General features: G+C 62.1%; 15 protein-coding genes and 1 pseudogene. 2 read left to right on the top strand and 14 right to left on the bottom strand.

What is annotated here, in order from left to right; translation table 11 throughout:
* Positions 1–438 precede the first annotated feature (438 nt).
* From DK391_RS40005 to DK391_RS39955, 10 genes are all read right to left on the bottom strand, one after another.
* A complete protein-coding gene (locus DK391_RS40005; RefSeq protein ID WP_109483524.1) occupies positions 439–2,175 on the bottom strand; it encodes a SpoVR family protein in 1,737 nt (578 codons plus the stop codon).
* Positions 2,172–3,443 carry a YeaH/YhbH family protein gene (locus DK391_RS40000; protein WP_109483523.1) on the bottom strand — a complete coding sequence of 424 codons (1,272 nt, stop codon included), beginning with the start codon at positions 3,441–3,443 and terminating at the stop codon, positions 2,172–2,174. The genes DK391_RS40005 and DK391_RS40000 overlap by 4 nt, the downstream gene beginning before the upstream one ends.
* A 141-nt stretch (positions 3,444–3,584) precedes the next feature.
* Entirely contained in the window at positions 3,585–5,507 is a 1,923-nt protein-coding gene (locus tag DK391_RS39995; RefSeq protein WP_109483522.1) for a PrkA family serine protein kinase, read from the bottom strand.
* A gap of 880 nt (positions 5,508–6,387) precedes the next feature.
* Positions 6,388–7,149, bottom strand: a complete 762-nt coding sequence (locus DK391_RS39985; protein WP_109483526.1) for a hydratase — start codon at positions 7,147–7,149, stop codon at positions 6,388–6,390.
* Positions 7,150–7,555: 406 nt separating this feature from the next.
* Positions 7,556–9,301: a methyl-accepting chemotaxis protein gene (locus DK391_RS39980; RefSeq protein WP_109483520.1), complete on the bottom strand. Its 1,746-nt coding sequence runs from the start codon at positions 9,299–9,301 to the stop codon at positions 7,556–7,558.
* 231 nt (positions 9,302–9,532) lie between these two features.
* Entirely contained in the window at positions 9,533–10,462 is a 930-nt protein-coding gene (rbsK, locus tag DK391_RS39975) for a ribokinase (RefSeq protein WP_109483519.1), read from the bottom strand.
* 48 nt (positions 10,463–10,510) lie between these two features.
* Positions 10,511–11,554 carry a LacI family DNA-binding transcriptional regulator gene (locus DK391_RS39970; protein ID WP_109483518.1) on the bottom strand — a complete coding sequence of 348 codons (1,044 nt, stop codon included), beginning with the start codon at positions 11,552–11,554 and terminating at the stop codon, positions 10,511–10,513.
* Between the two features lie 123 nt (positions 11,555–11,677).
* The gene (locus tag DK391_RS39965; RefSeq protein WP_109483517.1) at positions 11,678–12,703 is read right to left on the bottom strand and encodes an ABC transporter permease; all 1,026 of its coding nucleotides are present in this window, start codon (positions 12,701–12,703) and stop codon (positions 11,678–11,680) included.
* Positions 12,700–14,286, bottom strand: coding sequence for a sugar ABC transporter ATP-binding protein (locus tag DK391_RS39960; protein WP_109483516.1), 1,587 nt, complete (start codon positions 14,284–14,286; stop codon positions 12,700–12,702). Before DK391_RS39960 ends, DK391_RS39965 begins: the two co-directional genes overlap by 4 nt.
* Positions 14,287–14,599: 313 nt before the next feature.
* Complete coding sequence (locus tag DK391_RS39955; RefSeq protein WP_109483515.1) at positions 14,600–15,556, bottom strand: sugar ABC transporter substrate-binding protein; 957 nt, start codon at positions 15,554–15,556, stop codon at positions 14,600–14,602.
* A 549-nt stretch (positions 15,557–16,105) separates the two neighbouring features.
* Between DK391_RS39955 and DK391_RS39950 the strand changes: the two are divergent.
* Positions 16,106–16,716, top strand: a pseudogene (locus DK391_RS39950) (LysE family translocator).
* A 33-nt stretch (positions 16,717–16,749) separates the two neighbouring features.
* On the opposite strand, the gene corA reads toward DK391_RS39950, so the two are convergent.
* The 4 genes from corA to DK391_RS39930 form a co-directional block, all read right to left on the bottom strand.
* A complete protein-coding gene (gene corA / locus DK391_RS39945) occupies positions 16,750–17,727 on the bottom strand; it encodes a magnesium/cobalt transporter CorA (RefSeq protein WP_109483514.1) in 978 nt (325 codons plus the stop codon).
* A 184-nt stretch (positions 17,728–17,911) separates the two neighbouring features.
* Complete coding sequence (locus DK391_RS39940; RefSeq protein ID WP_109483513.1) at positions 17,912–18,385, bottom strand: hypothetical protein; 474 nt, start codon at positions 18,383–18,385, stop codon at positions 17,912–17,914.
* Positions 18,386–18,477: 92 nt separating this feature from the next.
* Positions 18,478–18,870, bottom strand: coding sequence for a type II toxin-antitoxin system VapC family toxin (locus tag DK391_RS39935; protein ID WP_239483085.1), 393 nt, complete (start codon positions 18,868–18,870; stop codon positions 18,478–18,480).
* A 19-nt stretch (positions 18,871–18,889) separates the two neighbouring features.
* Positions 18,890–19,135: a DNA-binding protein gene (locus DK391_RS39930; protein ID WP_109483511.1), complete on the bottom strand. Its 246-nt coding sequence runs from the start codon at positions 19,133–19,135 to the stop codon at positions 18,890–18,892.
* Positions 19,136–19,321: 186 nt separating this feature from the next.
* Here DK391_RS39930 and DK391_RS39925 point away from each other — a divergent pair, with 186 nt between their 5' ends.
* On the top strand, positions 19,322–19,942 hold the full coding sequence (locus DK391_RS39925) for an ATP-binding protein (RefSeq protein WP_109483525.1): 621 nt from the start codon (positions 19,322–19,324) through the stop codon (positions 19,940–19,942).
* Positions 19,943–20,118: the final 176 nt, after the last annotated feature.

Raw genomic sequence — 20,118 nt, 5'->3', positions numbered from 1 at the left:
TGCAGCCCAGGTGGCAAACGGTGTGTAGGTTGTCGCGCCTGATGCGTCGGCGATCCTACAAGAGACACCGCCTTTGCTTTTCAGTCCGGAGTGAAGCGCATAAGGCGCGACAGCCGACACACCGTTTGCCACCTGGGCGGCCTGGGCCGAACTGGTAAGGCTTGCTGTGACGCGGGAGTTTGAAGCGGGTGATGCGCTCATAAAGAGCGCTGGCAGCGGGCATCAAGAGAATCGATGCCGCATGAAGGATAGGACCGGCTGGGGGCCCGCAGGCAAGGACCGTAGTGAGTGGTGTTAGCGGCTTTCTTTTGCCTACTTTTCTTTGCCGCGGCAAAGAAAAGTAGGTGCTGCCCCGCACAGGGGCGACGCATGAAGTACCAGTAAGAAATCGCGGACGCCAGCGAAAACAAAAAACCAAAACAAGCAAAAGCAAAAAACCTAAATCCTCACGGCAGGCGCCTGATACCTACACTCATACCGTTTCCTGACAGTACCATTCTCATCAACACTTTCCAGGTACACATCAAACTGCCACAACCGCGCCATGTGCTTGAGCACTTCATCACTATCATTCGACAAATGCCGGTTGTCACTCATGAAGTGCCGCAGCGTCAAACTACGATCCCCACGCGTATTCACCGAATACACCTGAATATTCGGCTCACGATGATGCATATCGTACTGCCGCGACAGCGCCTGCCTCACATACCGATACCCGCTGTCGTCATGAATCGCCGACACCTCGAGCGCATCGCGCATATCATCATCGAGCACCGAGAAAAGCCGCATTTCCCGAATCAGATGCGGTGACAGATACTGCGCCACAAAGCTCTCATCCTTGAAATTGCGCATCGCGTAGTGCAAGGCCTGCAGCCACGGACTGCCCGCCAGCTCAGGGAACCACTTGCGATCCTCTTCCGTCGGGTTCTCGCAGATGCGGCGAATGTCGCTCATCATCGAGAAGCCAAGCGCATACGGGTTGATGCCGCTGTAATACGGTTTCGTCACGGGCGGCTGGTAGACGACGTTGCTGTGCGAATGGAGAAACTCCATCATGAAGCCGTCTTCGAGCTTGCCCTCGTTGTACATCGTGTTGAGCAAGGTGTAATGCCAGAACGTGGCCCAGCCCTCGTTCATCACCTGCGTCTGACGCTGCGGATAGAAATACTGACCAACCTTCCGTACGATGCGAATCACCTCCCGCTCCCACGGTTCGAGCAGTGGCGCATTCTTTTCCGCGAAATACAGCAGATTTTCCTGCGGCTCCGGCGGATAACGCTCGTCGACTTCTTCCGGCAACGGCGTGTGGCGACTCGGCAGCGTGCGCCACAGTTCATTCACCTGTGACTGCAAATAAGCCTCGCGTTCGCGCCGTGCCTCGAACTCCTTCTGCAACGACAGCTTCTGCGGACGCTTGTAACGGTCCACGCCGTAGTTCATCAGCGCATGGCACGAGTCGAGCAGTTCTTCCACACGATCCAGCCCGAAGCGCTCTTCGCACTCCGCGATGTAATTCTTCGCGTAGACGAGGTAATCGATGATCGCGTGCGCATCCGTCCACAGGCGGAACAGGTAGTTCCCCTTGAAGAACGAATTGTGCCCATAAGCCGCGTGCGCGATGACGAGCGCCTGCATCGTCATCGTGTTCTCTTCCATCAGATACGCGATGCAGGGATTCGAATTGATGACGATTTCGTACGCAAGGCCCATCTGCCCGCGTCGATAACTCTTTTCGGTCGCGAGGAAATGCTTGCCGAACGACCAGTGCCGGTAATTGACCGGCATGCCGACGGACGCATACGCGTCCATCATCTGTTCAGCGCTGATGAGTTCGAGCTGGATCGGATAGACGTCGAGTTCATATTGCTCTGCAACATGCGCAATATGTGTGTCGTACTCTTCGATCAGTTCGAAGGTCCAGTCGGACGGACACGGCAACGGCCTTCTGTCGGCAACGTTCATACGGACTTCCCTTTGCCCTTGGGTGGGCGCCCCGGTGGGTCCCCGTGCTGCAGCTGCGTCAGGCACTCCGCCTGCTCCGGCATCGGGCACGCGTGCGTCCTGCACGTGTGCCGTGTTCGCCTCGGCATGCCCGGCCTCACTCTGCTTCGGCACGCCTTTCTTGCGCTCGGGTTCATACCCGCGCGCCTCGTTATGCAGATGGCGAGTCGTCATGCGGCTTCCACCTGCTTTTCGAACAGCTCGCGGAACACTGGGTAGATATCCGCAGCCGTTTCGACCTTCTTCATTGCCATATGCGGCTGGCTCAACGCCAGTTGCGCATATTCGAGCCACAGGTTCTGCTCTTCAGGCGTCACCTGAATGTACGCAAAATACCGCACCTTCTCCAGAATGTCATCTGCCAGTATCTTGCGGCACTTTGGAGAATCGTCCGTCCAGTTGTCGCCGTCCGACGCCTGCGCACCGTAAATGTTCCATTCAGTCGGCGAGTAGCGTTCGTCGAGAATCTTCTGCATCAGTTCCAGTGCACTCGATACGACCGTGCCGCCGCTTTCCGTCGAATGAAAGAACGTGTCTTCATCGACTTCTTCGGCCCGCGTGTGGTGACGGATGAACACCACTTCGATCTTCTCGTAGTTACGCTTGAGGAACAGATACAGCAGGATAAAGAAGCGCTTGGCGAGATCCTTGCGCTGCTCGTCCATCGAACCCGACACATCCATCAGACAAAACATCACGGCCTGGCTTGACGGCTGCGGCTGCTTCACGCGGTTCACGTAACGCAGATCGAACGGATCGATAAATGGAATGCGCCAGATGCGGCCGCGCAGATGATGGATCTCTTCCTCGAGCAGCTTGATGTCGTCGCGACGGTCGGCGGGATCCGCCTTCATCTCTTCGAGTTGCTTCTCGAGTTCATGCAACTCATTGACGAGCGGCGCACCGAGCGCGATACGCCGGCCCAATGCGCTGCGCAATGAACGCACCACGTCGATGTTGTTCGGCGTGCCCTCAGCCGCCCAGCCTGCGCGGATACTCTTCCAGGTCGGCACGGCAAGCAGATGGGTTTTGACGAGACGCGGCAGTTCGAGATCGTCGAAGAAGTACTGCATGAATTCTTCGCGGCTCAGCTCGAAGACGAAATCGTCCTGCCCTTCGCCTTCGTTGCTGGCGCTACCGCCTCCGCCACCACCGCCGCCGCCTTGCGGGCGCGGTATCTTGTCGCCGCGGATATAGTCCGAGTTACCCGGGTGCACCATTTCGCGCTTGCCGCCCGGACCGTGCCGGAACGACGGCTCGGCGATGTCCTTGCGCGGAATCGTGATGCTCTGGGTGTTCTGAATGTCCTTGATGCTGCGGTCGCGCACCGCTTCGGATACTGCGCGCCGAATATAACCCTTTACGCGACGCAGAAAGCGTTCGCGATTTGCAATGCTCTTGTTCTTGCCTGCCAGCCTGCGGTCGATGATTTGATGAAGCACATCCGGTCTCCCGCTCCGATTTGGAATGCGCGGGGCGCAAGTTGCGCATGCAATCTTATGTCCATGCGGCTTGCGCCTCGCAGGAGGCTCGCGCAACCCGGGTGAAGCGAACCCGTTCGCGCGAGCTTTGCAACACGCCTGTCATGACGACTTGCGCACACGCAGATACCAGTCACACAGGAGCCGCACCTGCTTCGGCGTATAGCCCTTGGTGACCATCCGGTTGACGAAATCCTCGTGCTTGCGCTGTTCTTCCGCCGACCCTTTCGCATTGAACGAAATGACGGGCAGAAGTTCTTCCGTATTCGAGAACATCTTCTTCTCGATCACGACGCGCAGCTTTTCATAGCTGATCCACGCCGGGTTCTTGCCCCCGTTCGCGGCCCGCGCACGCAACACGAAATTGACGATCTCGTTGCGGAAGTCCTTCGGGTTACTGATACCAGCAGGCTTCTCGATCTTCTCCAGCTCGGCGTTCAAGGCCGCGCGATCGAAGCTCTCGCCCGTGGCGTGATCGCGGAACTCCTGGTCCTGAATCCAGAAGTCGGCGTACGTCACATAGCGATCGAAAATGTTCTGCCCATACTCGGAATACGACTCCAGATACGCGGTCTGAATCTCCTTGCCGATGAATTCCGCATAACGCGACGCGAGCACGTCCTTGATGAACGACAGATACTTCTGCTCGGTTTCCGGTGGGAACTGCTCGCGTTCGATCTGCTGCTCGAGCACGTACATCAGATGCACCGGATTCGCCGCGACTTCCGTCGTGTCGAAGTTGAACACGCGCGACAGGATCTTGAATGCGAAACGCGTAGAGACACCCGTCATGCCTTCATCGACGCCCGCAAAGTCGCGATACTCCTGATACGACTTCGCCTTCGGATCGGTGTCTTTCAGGTTCTCGCCGTCATACACCTGCATCTTCGAAAAGAGGCTGGAATTCTCGGGTTCCTGCAAACGCGTGAGCACCGACATCTGCGCCATCATCTTCAACGTGCCCGGCGCGCACACCGCATTCGACAGCGACGAATTGCGCAGCAGCTTCTCGTAGATCTTCATCTCTTCTGAGTAGCGCAGGCAGTACGGCACCTTCACGACGAAGATACGATCGAGCAGTGCTTCGTTGTTGCGGTTGTTGCGGAACGCCTTCCATTCCGACTCGTTCGAGTGAGCGAGGATCACGCCGTCGAACGGGATCGCACCGAAGCCTTCCGTGCCCTTGAAGTTGCCTTCCTGGGTCGCAGTGAGCAGCGGGTGCAAGACCTTGATCGGCGCCTTGAACATTTCGACGAATTCGAGCAAGCCCTGATTCGCGAGACACAGGCCGCCCGAATAGCTGTACGCATCGGCATCGTCCTGTGCGTACTGTTCGAGCTTGCGGATATCGACCTTGCCGACCAGCGACGAGATATCCTGATTGTTCTCGTCACCCGGCTCGGTCTTCGCAATACCGATCTGCCGCAGGATGGATGGATAGCGGCGCACCACGCGGAACTTGCGGATATCGCCGTTGTACTCGTGCAGACGCTTGACCGCCCACGGGCTGAGAATGCTCTTCAGGTAGCGGCGCGGAATGCCGTATTGCTCTTCGAGGATGGGACCGTCCTCGTCATAGTCGAACAGCCCAAGAGGCGATTCGTTGACGGGCGAACCCTTGATCGAATAGAACGGCACGCGTTCCATGAGTTGCTTGAGACGTTCGGCAATCGACGACTTGCCGCCGCCCACCGGACCCAACAGATAGAGAATCTGCTTCTTTTCTTCGAGCCCCTGCGCAGCGTGCCTGAAGTAGGCCACCACCTGCTCGATCACGTCCTCCATTCCGTAGAACTCACGGAACGCGGGGTATACCTTGATCACCTTGTTCGCAAAGATACGCGACGTGCGCGGATCGTTGCGAGTGTCGATCTGTTCCGGCTCCCCGATTGCCGTCAACATGCGTTCGCCTGCCGTAGCGTACGCGGCGGGATTTTCTTTGCAGAGCGCGAGATACTCCTCGAGCGAAAGTTCCTCCTCTCGCGTTTTCTCGAAGCGGGTCGCGAAACTGCTGTAGATATCCATGCTACCTCCTCGCCGAAGTCTGGGACGATGTCGTGCGCGGCGCGCTATCAGGAAACGACATCGCTCGAATTCATCCTAAACCCTTTTAAATTTTTTTTCACGAACTACGTTGTGAAAATCGCGCCACAGCCCGCATGCTTCAACGCCTGCTTGATGACGAAAATACGGTCACCTACAATCGTTGCCCACACCGCGAGAAACATAACAGGCGCTATTGCCATGCGTCTCGCGTTCCTTCCCTCACTTCACGCACCACATGGCATCTGAATCATGTGGCATCGCGTGGTTCCCTGCACTTTTCCGCACATTCGCAAATCACGCGTGTAACACGCTGTCTGCCTGACCACATTACGGCCACACATTACTGCGTCTTGCGTGGTCGTGCAGTGCATGTGACCCGCTGCATCGTTGCGATTCATCAAGCTTCGACAGCGCCGCAGCGGCCTCTTCCGCCATAACGCACGCATCGTCGTTTCGGACGACATGCCGCATGCCGTGTTACATGTTTTGCGTGTGCGCCAGCGCGCGTTTCCTGTCGTTCGTCAGCACATGCGTCATTTCGTTCAACGCAAACCTGCAACGTGAGCGTGCATGTTTCAGTCACTGCATGCAGCAGTCGACATCGAAAATCCATGACGTGTACAGGGTCTGCATGCACGCTCGTTCATGTCTGTATGACGACGAGTGCATCACGTGTCTGAATAGGTGGATGTAGCCAGGTGTTTGCCCTTCTATGCCCACGATTTATGGCGGGACTGTGCAGGTGCAGGCTGGCATGAGTGCATGCGCACGCAGCGGACGTCATCGACGTGCCGCTGGCGCATGAAGTGGAGATGAAACAGGATGAAGCAGAAAACAGCGGCGTAAAACGCTTAATGGTTTACGTCAATTCGACTTCGACTTCGCCAAGTCCGTCGATATGGCCATACACGCGACCCGGCCCTTCGATACGATGCGCGCCGACATAGGAACCCGTCGTGATGGTCCATTCAGGCTCGATGGTGATACCCATGGCCGCACAATGGTTGACGAACCACACGAGCAGCTCGCGCGGATCGCCGGCGGGATTGCCCGGCGATTCGGGCACGAGCGACTTGCCGTCGAACGTCAGTTCGAGTTCGGGCGCAACGAAATCGAACGAACGCGCGAGCGACGCGTAGGAGACGGCATGGCCCGTCACCAGTGCGCCGTTGTTTTGCGCGTCGGCGAGTTGCGCGAGCGGCGCGACGTTGGGCCACTCGGCGAAGCGGCTATCGACGATTTCGATGGTCGGCAGGACGGAACCGCCGCGTGCCAGCACTTCATCGCGCGCAAAGGCCTGGCCATGCGGTTCGATCGGCTCGGCGAAACGGAATGCGACCTCCAGCTCCAGTAACACGCGAAAAAACGCACCATGCTCGACCCGCGCCGCCGATGCCAGTGTCAGCGCAGCCGGAATCGGCGCACCCGAGGCCGGGCCGCCAGGCGCTTTGGCACCGATTTTCCAGGCGCCCGTCGCGCCGCCGCGGCCTGTGATGTCTGCCTGCTGGATTGCGTAGGCGGGGGCGGCGTCGGGCGGGAGCGCGTCGAGCGGCAGCGAGCCGATCGCACGGTGCTGGCGGCGCGCATGCACGAGGCGTTGCGCGAGGTCGTGATCCGTCATGTCGTTTCCCTTGTTGGCTGTTAGGGGCGTCGCGAGGCCATAGCGGCCGCGTATGGCGCTGCGGCGTGCCGCGCGCGGCCTGCGCGTCATACGGTAGCTACGCGCCGCGATGCGTCATGAATCGATGCGGGCGGCAGCGATCCGCATGTCCACTGGCGCGTTCACCAGCGCGTTCGTCAATGTACCGGAACAATTGCGCGACGGGGCGGTTCGGCAGTGCGCCAAAAAGAAAAAGACGGCTGCCCTCGAAAGGCAGCCGTCCCATGTTCTGCATCAGGTTCTGCGTCAGCCGGCATGCGTCCGCGCATGCGGACGATGCACCTGCTCGCGCGCGGCAACGCGTGCCGCCTCGCAAGCCCGGCTTTGGTGCATCAGTGCGTCACGTGCACCGGATGCGCCAGCCGCATCAGAAAGTCTCCCAATCCGCATCCGACGTCGCCGCGCCCTTCTGCGGCGCGGCAGCACGTGCGGGCGCGGCTGCGGGTGCTGCAGCCGCCGCAGCGGGCGCCGGCGTCACAGCGGGCATCGCCGGCGCGATCTTGCGCGGTGCGCTGACAGGCGCCACGTGGCGCGCCGCGCGCCGGGCCGGCGCAGCGGTGAACGAACCGCCCGCCTCATCGACCTGGAACACCGAAACGGTCGTGCGCAGCTTGGCTGCCGGCTCTTCCAGCGACGAAGCCGCTGCCGCCGCTTCCTCGACGAGCGCGGCGTTCTGCTGCGTCACTTCGTCCATCTGCGTGACGGCGCGCGCCACCTGATCGATACCGCTGCTCTGCTCTTCCGACGCCGCCGCGATTTCACCCATGATGTCCGTCACGCGCTGCACTGCGCTGATGATTTCCGTCATCGTGCGGCCCGCTTCATCGACGAGCGCCGAACCCGCCTGCACGCGCTCCACCGAGGTGTCGATCAGTTCCTTGATTTCCTTGGCCGCCGCCGACGAACGCTGTGCCAGACTGCGCACTTCGCCCGCGACCACCGCGAAGCCGCGGCCTTCTTCGCCCGCGCGCGCCGCTTCGACGGCCGCGGTCAGCGCGAGAATGTTGGTCTGGACGGCAATCCCTTCGATGATCGCGCTGATGTCGGCAATCTGCGCCGAGCTCTGGTTGATGTCGCCCATCGTGCCGACCACCTGGCCGACCACCGACCTGCCCTTGTTGGCGATATCCGACGCATTGGCGGCAAGCGCGCTGGCCTGACGGGCGTTGTCGGCGTTCTGCTTCACGGTGCCCGTGAGCTGTTCCATGCTCGACGCCGTTTCCTGCAGCGCGGACGCCTGCTCTTCCGTACGCGACGACAGATCGATATTGCCCGCCGCGATCTGGCGCGTGGCCGTCGCGATCGATTCGCTGCCCGTGCGCACCGTGCGCACGGTGTCGGTCAGGCTGCGCTGCATCTTGCCGATGCCTTCGATCAGCTGGCCCATTTCGTCGCGCGAGGTCGCGACCACGGGACGGCGCAGATCGCCGGCGGCGATGGCGTCGAAATGATCGAGCGCATCTGCCAGCGGGCGCGCAATCGCGCCGCGCAGCGTGAAGTACGAGAACAGCGCCGCGGCCACGCCCGCAATCAGCCCGATGATGCTGATCACGCGAAAGGTCGAGAAGCTCGACTGCGCGTTGTCGAAGCCCGCTTTCGCCGATTCGAACTGGAATTTGCGCAGCGTGTCGTCAGCCGTCGAGAGATCGTTGTAGGCAGCCTGGAGCGCCTTCGCGCCGTCCAGAATCTTAGGTTGATCGTTTGCGCTAACGGTTGCGTAAAAGGACTCCATCACCTGATGCAGCGCTTCCCGCTTGCTCGACGCTTCCTGCGCGAGGCGGTCTTCGTCGCCTTCACGCGGCAGCGACAGATACCGTTTCCACCACTCATCCGACAGCGTGCGCATCGAGCGGGCGCGCTCCAGCGTCGACGCGGCTTCCGGCGTGCCGATCATGAAGGCGGCGCGATCCAGCGCGAGACGCTCGCGGGCCGCATAGATTTCTGCATTGCCGATATCGACGGCGCTAGGCATCTGGTTCGTGTACATGTCGCGCACCGATTCGTTCGAGCGGCTCAGGCCAAACAGCCCGAGAAGCCCGATCGCAACCAGCAATGCGGCGAGAAATGCCATCGTCAGGCCGATTCGAGCCTTGATGGTGATGCCCTTGTTCATGCTTCTTCCTGTGAGGTGTCGATGAGAGGCGCGTTGTTCGCAACGCAGGGTGTAGAGGTGGTGTCGCGTGGCGCCGTTTGAGATAAATCACAGCGCTCTGACCGCGTTTACGGCAGACAAACAGAAGACTTGAAGCTTCTATATGGTCTGATGAAATTGCCCGTAAGGCTTTGAAACTATTACAAGACGCTGGCGGCGCGATGGCCGCCGGGTGGTAGAAACGCGCGAATGTCAGGCGTTACCGACTTCGGCGCGGGTAGGAATGGACGGTTGCGCGCCCTCGCGCGTCACCGAAATCGACGCGGCGCGTTGGGCGAAGCGGATCGCGTCGGCAATCTGCTCGCCGCGCGCCAGTTGCGCGGCAAGTCCGCCGATGAAAGTATCGCCGGCAGCCGTCGTATCGACGGCTTTGACGCGCGGCGCCTCGAAATGCTGGGGTGCAATGTCGCCAAGCGCGGCCACCACGCCTTGCGCGCCGATGGTCACGATCACGTTGCGGGCGCCCGCGCGGCGCAGGGTCTCGGCGGCCGCCGCCGCCTGTTCCGGCGACGTCACGGGCAAGCCGGTGAGCGTCGCGGCTTCGAGTTCGTTGGGAATCAGATAATCGATCAGCGGCAGCCAGTCTGCGGGCAGCGGCCCGACGGCGGGCGCCGGATTCAGGATCACGGTCTTGCCGAGCCGACGAGCGGCAGCAAGCGCTGCGTGCACCGCAGCGGGCGGCGTCTCCAGCTGGCAGACGACCACCTGCGCCGCCGCCAGCGCGGCTTCGTGGCGCGCGAGCGTGTCTGGCGTCACCTGGCCGTTGCTTCCCGCGATGATCACGATGGCATTCTGGCTGCCATCGTCGACGATGATGAGAGCGACGCCCGTGGGCGCCGTGGCGCTTATTTCGACCGCCGTGCAATCGATGCCTTCAGCTTCGAGGCCCGCACGCAGTTGCCCGCCGTTCGGGTCCGCGCCGACGCAGCCGAGCATCGTGACCTGCGCGCCGAGGCGCGCCGCAGCGACGGCCTGGTTGCCGCCCTTGCCGCCCGCGACCTGCGCAAACGCGTGGCCGGCGAGCGTTTCACCCGGCTGCGGCAGGCGCGGCGCGCGTGCAACAAGATCCATGTTCAGGCTGCCGACCACTGTCACGTGGCCGCGTGCTTCATTGGTCGCCACTGCTGCCTCCTGGTTTTAGCCGGGCCGCACCTCGCACCCTCTGGGCGTTCAGGCCGCCTTGACCCCACGCCGGGCACCCGCGAATGCCGCCGTCGATTCACGCAGAATCAGGCGCGGCGCAATCACGCGACGCCGGAACGACGCGCCGACGGGCGTGCCGGCGGGTTTCCCGCTGATCCGCTCGATCAGCGTCTGCGCCGCCATTTCGCCCAGCGCGCGCACCGATTGTCCAACCGTCGACAGCGCCGGATAGGTACAGCGTCCCAGTTCGATGTCGTCGAAACCGATCACCGACAGATCCTGCGGCACCCGCAGCCCACGTTCGGCCGCCGCGCGCAGTGCGCCGATGCCCATCATGTCATTGCACGCGAAAATGGCCGTCGGCTGCACCGTGTCCAGCAGTTGCGCTGCCGCACGGTAGCCGCCGCTGCCCGAAAAATCGCTTTCGACGATGCCGTTCGACGCAATCTCGATGCCGCGCTCGGCCATCGCGCGAATGAAGCCGTGCACGCGCATTGCGCTGACAGCCGTTTCAATCGGACCCGTGATGCAGCCGATCTTCGAATGGCCGAGTTGCAGCAGATGGCGCGTGGCCAGATAGGCACCTTTTTCGTGGTCGATCTGCACGAGATCGGCGGACAGGCCTTCGATATTCCGATCCACGATTACCAGCGGCTCGCGCGAATCGGCGAGCGTGGTGGCCAGCGTCGCGTCATCGCCCGCCGAGGCGACGATCAGCCCGTCGATACGCTTTTCCTGCAGCACACGCAGATAACTGCGCTGCTTGGCGGGATCATCGTCCGAGTTGCAGAAGAACACGCAGTAGCCATTGCGCGCGCAACCGTCCTCGATACCGCGCGCCAGTTCCGCGAAGTACGGGTTCGTGCTGTTCGGCACGACGAGGCCGATGGTGGCCGTCGAGCGTGCCTTCAGCGACCGTGCGACGGCGGACGGCACGTAGTTGAGCTGGCGGATCGCCAGTTCGACCTTCGAGCGCACATCCGCCGACACCGGCCGCGTATTGTTCACGACATGCGACACCGTCGTGAACGACACGCCGGCTACGGCCGCTACATCCTTGATCGTCGCCATAAGCTGAAAACTCCCCTGCCTGTTCTTACTGCTGGCCAATGCAGCTCATGCTGCATCCGCGGTGCTCTCTTTAGGTTCTTGCAAGGCGGCCGCCGTCCCGCGCCACGGCGAACCGCCCTTCGTTCAACTGCGCTTGCGCCTGCTGCGATACGTGTCCAGCACGACCGCCACCACGATCACGGCGCCCGTGATGATGCGTTTGGTCGGCTCGTTCGCGCCGATCTGCGCGAGGCCCGCCGCCAGCACCGAGATGATCAACACCCCAAAGAACGTGCTGATCACGGAACCGCGCCCGCCCATCAGGCTCGTACCGCCGATCACGACAGCCGCGATCACCTGCAGCTCCAGCCCGACGCCCGCGTTCGGGTCGGCTGCTTCCAGACGCGAAATCTGGAACAGCGCCGCGAGCCCGGACAACGCGCCCATCAATGCAAATACGATCACCTTGTACGGCTTTGGGTTCACACCCGCGAGCCGCACGGCTTCCTCGTTCGTGCCGATGCCGACCAGATAGCGGCCGAACACCGTGCGCGTGAGCACCAGCTGCGCGACGATCATCACGGCCACCGCGATCAGGAACGCCGGCGAAATGCCCAGCGCGATCGGGTTGGACAGAAAATCGAACGCATCGCCGATGTACGCCGTGCGCGAGTTCGTCATCTGGTAAGCGAAGCCGCGCGCCGCTTCCAGCACGCCGAGCGACACGATGAACGACGGAATCCGCCAGCCCACCGTCACCGCGCCCGTAATCGTGCCCGTCACGGCCGCTGCCGCCACGCCCAGCACGGCGGCCACCAACGGCCCGAGCTGCCACTTCAGCGCCGCGACGCTCACCACCGACGCGCCCAGCGCCAGCACCGATCCCACCGACAGATCGATCCCCGCGATGATCAGCACGAAGGTCATCCCCACCGACATCACGACGAGATCGGGAATCTGGTTCGCGATCGTCACGAACGTCTCGTACGTCAGGAAATGCGAACTCAGCACCGAGAACAGCGCGATCATCGCGATCAGCGCGCCCAGCAGGCCGAGGTAATTCGAAAAACCCAGCCGCGTACCCGCCGGCTTGCCGCTCGCGAGCGGCGCCGAGGGATCGGGCGCGGCGGCCGTAGCCGTATCCTTCTGCGTGACCCTTTGGTCGTTCATGACTGCGTCTCTCCTTCGTGGGTGTCGTGTGCGTGCAGCAGCGCCTCGCGATTGCGATAGCCGGCGAAAGCCGCCGCGAGCAACGCGTCCTGCGTCCACTCGTCCCGCCTGAACACGCCCGTCATGCGTCCCGCCGACATCACGCCGATCCGGTCGCAGATCAGCATCAGCTCGCGCAGGTCGCTCGACACGACCACCAGCGCCCGGCCGTCACGGGCCAGCGCACCCATCAATCCATAAATATCGAACTTCGCGCCCACATCGATGCCGCGCGTCGGTTCGTCGAACAGCAGCACCTTGCAATCGCGCGCCAGCCACCGGCCGATCACGACCTTCTGCTGGTTGCCGCCCGACAGCTCGCCGACCGGCTGCGCCGGCCCCGACGTGCGGATGCGCATCGCATCTATCTGCTTCTTCGCCAGCGCGTTCTCGCGCTTCGCATCGACGATGCCGTTGCGCGCCACGCTGCGCAGATTGCCGAGCGACACGTTCGCGGCGATCGGCTGCGGCAGGAGCAGACCTTCGCCCTTACGGTCTTCCGTGATCAGCGCGATACCGTGCTTCACGGCGTCGGTCGGTGCGTCGATCTGCACGACCGTGGGCGCAGCGCCCGGCGTCGGCGCCAGCGATACCGTGCCGGTATCCTTCTGGTCCGCGCCAAAAATGAGCCGCATCAGTTCCGTGCGGCCCGCGCCGATCAACCCGCTGACACCAAAAATCTCGCCCGCCTTCACTTCGAACGACACGTCGTGCACCACGGGCGCGCGACTCATCTTGTCGACCTTCAGCAGCGTCGCCCCAATGTTGCGCACGCCCAGATCGATCCGTTCGCCGATCTCACGCCCGACCATCAGCGTGACGATCTGGTCGCTCGTCAGGTTTGCCATCGCGTCGACGCGCACCAGCTTGCCGTCGCGCAGTACCGCGATCTTCTCGGCCACGCGCGCCAGTTCTTCGAGCCGGTGCGAGATGTACACCAGCGCCACGCCGCGCGACTTCAACGCATCGATCTGTTCGAACAGCAGATCGACTTCGCGCGCCGTCAGCATCGCCGTCGGCTCGTCGAGGATCAGCACGCGGCAATCGCCGATCAGATTGCGCGCGATCTCGACCATCTGCTGATGGCCGATGCCGAGTTCGCCGACCAGCGTGTCCGGGTCGATCGCTTCCAGCCCGACCTGCGCCATCGCGCCGCGCGCATCCTCGCGCAGCTTCTTTCTGTCGATCCAGCCCAGGCCGTTACGCGGCAGGCGGTTCAGAAACAGGTTTTCCGCCACCGACAAGGTCGGCAGCAGATTGAGTTCCTGCATCACCATCCGGATGCCGAGCGCTTCCGCTTCCGTGCGGCTCGCGGGCGCATACGGCTGGCCGCCGAGCTGCATCGTGCCGGTGGTCGGATCGACCAGCCCGCCGATGATCTTCGACAGCGTGCTCTTGCCCGCACCGTTCTCGCCCGTGAGCGCGAGCGCCTCCCCGGCGTGCAACGCCAGCGAGACGTCGGCCAGCACAGGCTCGACGTAGGTCTTGCCGATGCCCGTCACGGACAGCACGGCAGGCAATGGTTCTTGGTTGGGTGATGCCATCGTGATCCAGATCTCGTAGCCGCCTTGCGGCTCCTGCGCGGACGCCGGCGTATTGCCGGTTGCCCGTCGTCAGGCGCCGCCCGATGGCCGCGCAAGTCATGAGGCTGGCGTGCACATAGCCATGCGCATCCCGAAGCAGCGCGCTTCGAGTCTGCGCGCTGTCCGTCCTCGTCCCCGCACGAGTCGCCCGCCGTCATGACGCTTACCTCTGGCATAACGGCGGCGCGGCGGATTTCTTGAGCGTTTGGTTAACATTCGCGCGCCGCTGGCACATGCACGGACTGCGCGTGCGCCAGCGGGAACGCGCGGACCGTTACTTCGTCACGAGATCGACAGGCGTTTCAACCACACCCGACAGATCCGACTGCTTCTTGTGCTCGGAGATCGCCTTGAGCGCCACGTCGATGCCGAACACGGCCTGCTTCGCGGCGTACTGGTCAGCCGTGGCGAGCACGCGGCCATCCTTCAGCATCGGCTTGATCGCGTTGATGTTGTCGTAGCCGACCACGTACACCTTGCCCTGCTTGCCCGCCGCGCGCACGGCCGAAACAGCGCCGATCGCCATGTTGTCGTTGCCGCACAGCAGCGCCTTGATGTTCGGGTAGGCATTGAGCATCGACGAGGCGATCGCATTGCCCTTGTCGATTTCCCATTCACCCGACTGCACCGAGTCGACCTTCGCGCCGACCTTCTGCATCGCGGCCTTGAAGCCCGCCGTACGCTGCTGCGCATTGGTCGTGGTCGACACGCCTTCGATGATGCCGACCTCGTCCCCTGACTTCAGCTTCTTGGCCAGATAGTCACCGACCTTCTCGGCGCCCTTCGCGTTGTCCGGGCCGACGAACGGCACGTTCAGATCCTTCGACTTCAGCACGTCGGGATCGAGCCGGTTGTCGATGTTCACGACGATGATGCCTGCGTCCACCGCTTTCTTCACCACAGGGACGAGCGCCTTCGAATCGGCCGGTGCGAGCACGATGGCATCGACCTTCGACACGATCATCTGCTCGACGATGCGGATCTGGTTCGCCGTGTCGGTTTCATCCTTGATGCCGTTGGTGATCAGGTCGAACTGGTTGGGGTTGTGCTTCTGATAGTCCTTCGCGCCCGTTTCCATGGTCAGGAAGAACTCGTTGGCAAGCGACTTCATCACCAGCGCGACCTTGGGCTTCTTCGCGCCCTGTGCCCAGGCCGACGAAAACGGCATCGCGGCGGCTGCCGTGAGCACGACGGCCGAGGTCAGAATGCGGCGGCGAATGCGTTGGTTCATGCAGTATCTCCAGTTGTTGGACTCGCGCTGAGCCCGTTTTTGATTGTGAGCAAACGTTTGCGAGCGCTATTCTCAGCGTCGGTTAATCGCAGTGTCAACGACTGATGGTGTTGCGCTGCACAGTGCGCCGTGCGGCTCCACGTATGGCTCGCCATAGGGCTTGCCGGGAAGCGTCGGCGATCCGGCGAATGACGTCGTGACAAGAATGACTCGCTTGTTTCTGCGTTGGTTGGCCAGTGTGAAGAAACGCCTGTTTTAAAGGCTCGCGACCTCTTCACGCCGGCACTCGTTGATACCCGGCACGACGACGCGCCGGTGTTGCCTGACTGCTACTTCTCATCTTCCCGCGAGCCGCAAGTTATGTGGCAGGCAGGCGCATATGCTGGCGCTTTATTGCGCCTGCTGCAAGTTAAAAAGCGCAAAGCGTCGCGCTGCACGCAACAAGTGGGATGTGTATGATCGGTTGGATGGCTTTTTAGTCCCGGCTTCTGATCGTGTCTCGTCGTGTCTGGCCTCGGGACTTATCGGGCATTCATTCGCGGAGTTGCCATGTTTGGTATCAGTCAGTTTCCGCTCTTTCTCGCCGCTGTCATCGTGCTCAATTTCCCGCCGGGACCGGACATCGCGTACGTGGCCGGCCAGAGCATCGCGCAGGGTCGCCGCGCGGGTCTGCTGTCCGCGCTCGGTGTCGCACTCGGCGGCTGCATGCACACGACGGCGTGCGCGCTCGGCATCACCGCGCTGCTGGCGGCGTCGCCCGGTGCCTTCAATGCGATCAAGTGGATCGGCGCGGCATATCTGATGTATCTGGGGCTGCGCATGCTGTGGCCTGCGGCGGCGGCCGTCGCGCGGGGCGACGCGGCACGCTGATGTTCCGCGGCTTCGTGACGAACGCGTCGAACCCGAAAGTGCTGCTCTTCTATATAGCGTTCTTCCCGCAGTTCGTCAGCGCCGACAGCCCGCACAAGACGCTGGCGTTTCTCCTGCTGGGTGCCGTGTTCGTGACCCTTGGACTGATCAACGACTGCGTGATCGCATGGATCGCTGCATCGGCGGCACGCGCGGTGCGGTCGCGGCCCGCCGTGCGTCGGTGGATCGACCGGGTGATTGGCGCGGGTTTTATTGGTCTGGGTGTGCGGCTTGCGTTGACGAAGCGTTGAGCAGCGCGTCGAAACGCGCCGCGCTTCGCTTCTCTACAGCCAGTTTGCTTTTCTAAACCGCCAGTACAGAAATACGTCGACCACGATCATCGCCGCAATGCACACGGGGTAGCCGTACGCAAAATGCAGTTCGGGGATGTGCTCGAAGTTCATCCCGTAGATACCCGCGATCATGGTCGGCACGGCAAACAGCGCGGCAAACGAGCCAAGCCGCTTGGTCACCTCGTTTTCCGCGAGCGAGATCATGCCGAGATTCACTTGAATGGCCGTGACGATCATTTCACGACGCCCCTCGATGGTCCGCACGATGCGATCGAGATGGTCGTACACGTCGCGGAAATAAGCCTGCATGCCGACGCAGATCGACGGAATGCGCCCGCCCGTCAGCCTGCTGATGCCTTCGAGCAGCGGCTCGATATGATGCTGGAGCATGACGAGACGGCGCTTCAACGAGTACAGATCTTCGATGATCGCGCGCGACGCCGCGAGATCGTGCTTGTCGAAAATGCGGTCTTCGATTTCCTCGATCTCGGTGCCCATCGATTCGAGAATCGGAAAGTAGCGGTCAACGACATTATCGGCCAGTGCGTACAGCACGAAGGCCGCGCCTTCCTTCAATAGCTGCGGCTCGCGCTCGCAGCGTGCGCGCACTTCCTGGAACCCGTGGCGCGTGCCGCGCCGCACCGACAGCACATAGTTCTCGCCGACGAACACGTCGACTTCGCCGATCACGAATTCGCCGTCGTCATCGGTTTCGATGGTGTGCATGACGGCGAACAGCGAGTTGCCGTACTCCTCGATCTTCGGACGTTGATGGCCATGGCGCACGTCTTCGACCGCGAGTTCGTGCAGTCCGAACTCGTGCTTCATGACTTCGAGTTCACCCGGGCCGGGATCTTTCAGCGCGACCCAGACGAAGCACTCGGGCTTCGCGACATAGACGCTAATGTCGTCGATTTCGATATCGGCCAGTTTGCGGCCGTCCTGATACGCGGCGCAGTTGATCAGCATGTTGAATACCTTGAATACGAACCGGCTTTGCGGATTACAAATTGTTAGTCGCGATGAGCGGCCCGAAGGACCCTCTGCAAAGCCGCGCGACGCGCGGTGTCAAGCTGCGATGTTACGTAAAGATGAACGCCTGCGTTGTGTCGAATTGTCAATGACGCACGGAGCGTGCCCCGTCGGTGCCGCTTCAGTTAGCGACGCGCCGCAGCATGATGCGATGATCGTTGTTGAACGAGACACTCGCGCGATTCGAGTAGCGCGTGTCCGGCGTGACGATAAAGTTGATCTCGACCACGGGATCGAACTGCGTCGACACGCCGATGTGATGCGTGCCGGGCGTGAGCCACAACACGATATGCTCGCCGTTCATGAGATCGGCTACCTGCTCGCCATCGACATAGACGAGCGCGTCGCGAAACCGCACGATCACGTTGTCGGTACGCTCGCGGCGCAGATCGACGGCGACCTTGCCTTCGCCCGGCTGCGTGTAGCCCGGCCTGACGATGCGTTCGGCCGGGACGTCCTTGAACGGCACCTTGTCGGCGGGCGTGGCTTCGCACGCGGATAGCAGTACGGCAACCAGGGTAGCTGCCGCGACGCTAGTGATGGCCACCCCGACATTCGCGGCGGCCCGCGATGCGCGGCCTTGCTTGCGTGCCATGTTTGCGTCTCCCCGTTTCATGTTCGTCTTCCTTTTTTGATCGCCCTACCGCGCGTGGCATCACACGTTGCAGGCCGCTGCTCCAACGGCCGTCATGCGTCCAGCTGGACCGGGTTCAACACCTTCGCGCCCGTGCCATCGAAGTCTGCCACGTTACGCGTCACCACGGTCAGGTTGTAGATCAGGGCCGTCGCCGCGATCAGCTTGTCCAGCGAATGCCCAGGATCGGGCACCCGCAGATGTCCCCATGTCTGCGCGACATCCGTGCCGACATTGAGGATGTGGCTGCTGAACGAATCCATGATCGTGTTCAGCCAGTCTTCCAGCCGCATGGCCTGAAACCTGTCGCCCCGATGCCGGATCATATCGACCCCGCGGCGCAGTTCGCCGACCGTGACCACGGACAGATAGAGGCGCTGCCCCTCGTCCTTCGCCGTTTCGAAAAAAGCCTGCACGCCAGGATTGGCGCGGCTGTTCTTGCGCATTTCGCTAATTACGTTGGTATCAATCAAATACACCCGGCCCCTCGCTTTCGTCAGTTGCGTCATTGCGGCGCTCGAAGTCGGCGTCCTCGCCAACATCAGGCATGCTCATCAGCAACTCCGCGAAGCTGAGCTTTTTGGGTTGAACGACTGCCTGCGCCAGAATTTCCCGATGCTCTGCTTCGACGCTGCGCCCATGGGAAGCCGCCTGCTCACGCAGGCGTTGCACCAACGCATCGTCCAGACCTCGGACCAAAAGATTTGCCATTTCCATTCCCCGCCACATGTGTGATAGCAATGATAGCAAAGAGGTTGCGGGAGTCAATCTGGCCGAGCGGCATAGGACTTGCGGCATGTCGCCATCCCGTTCAAGATCGGCCCGGCAGACGCGCGCACGGCTTCCCGCACCGCGCCGCCGCACACAGCACGCCACCACGACAGGAGATTCATCGACGTGACGCATCTGGTTTTTATCTGCGGCCATGCAGGCACCGGCAAGACGACGCTCGCGAGGCGGCTGATCGGTCCGTTAATGAAGGCGACGGGCGAAGCGCTGTGTCTGCTCGACAAGGACACGCTGTACGGCGTCTACAGCGCGGCCGCGATCGGCGCGTTGACGGGCGATCCCAACGACCGCGACAGCCCGCTTTTCCTGCAGCATTTCCGCGATCCGGAGTATCGCGGCCTGTTCGATACGGCGGCCGAGAATCTTCGGCTCGGCATCGGCGTGATTGCCGTCGGACCGCTGTCGCGCGAAGTGCGCGAGCGCAAGCTGTTCGATCACGCGTGGCTGGGCGTGCCGAAGGATGTGAACATCCATGTGATCTGGGTGTCGGCGGATGAAGAGACGGCGCGCGAGCGCATCACCGCACGCGCCAATCCGAACGATGCCTACAAACTCGCGCATTGGGATGACTACCGGCAGCGCCGCTTCGTGCCATCGGGCGATGCGCTCGATGGCGTGCTGATGTTCGACTACACGTCCCCCACGGCGGCCGATTACGACGCACTGCTCGCGCAAATCGTGCAGCCGCCGCGGCCGTCCGGCATGATGCTGCCGCCGATGCCCGTGTAGCCAGTCCACGCCCACGCTCGCCACCGCAAAAGCAAAACGGGCGTCCGGCCTCGATGGCCGGACGCCCGCGTCGTTAATCGCAAAAACCAGGCGCGCTTCGGAGCCACAACGGTTTTATTGGGCCCGGGGCACGGTTGCGGTTCAAATTGGTGTCCGACCGTCGCCCTCGCGTCCCC

The organism is Paraburkholderia sp. C35 (genome assembly GCF_003121405.1).
Lineage (GTDB): Bacteria > Pseudomonadota > Gammaproteobacteria > Burkholderiales > Burkholderiaceae > Paraburkholderia.
Note: the sequence above shows the minus strand (reverse complement) of the source record. Positions and strands in the feature narration are given on the sequence as shown.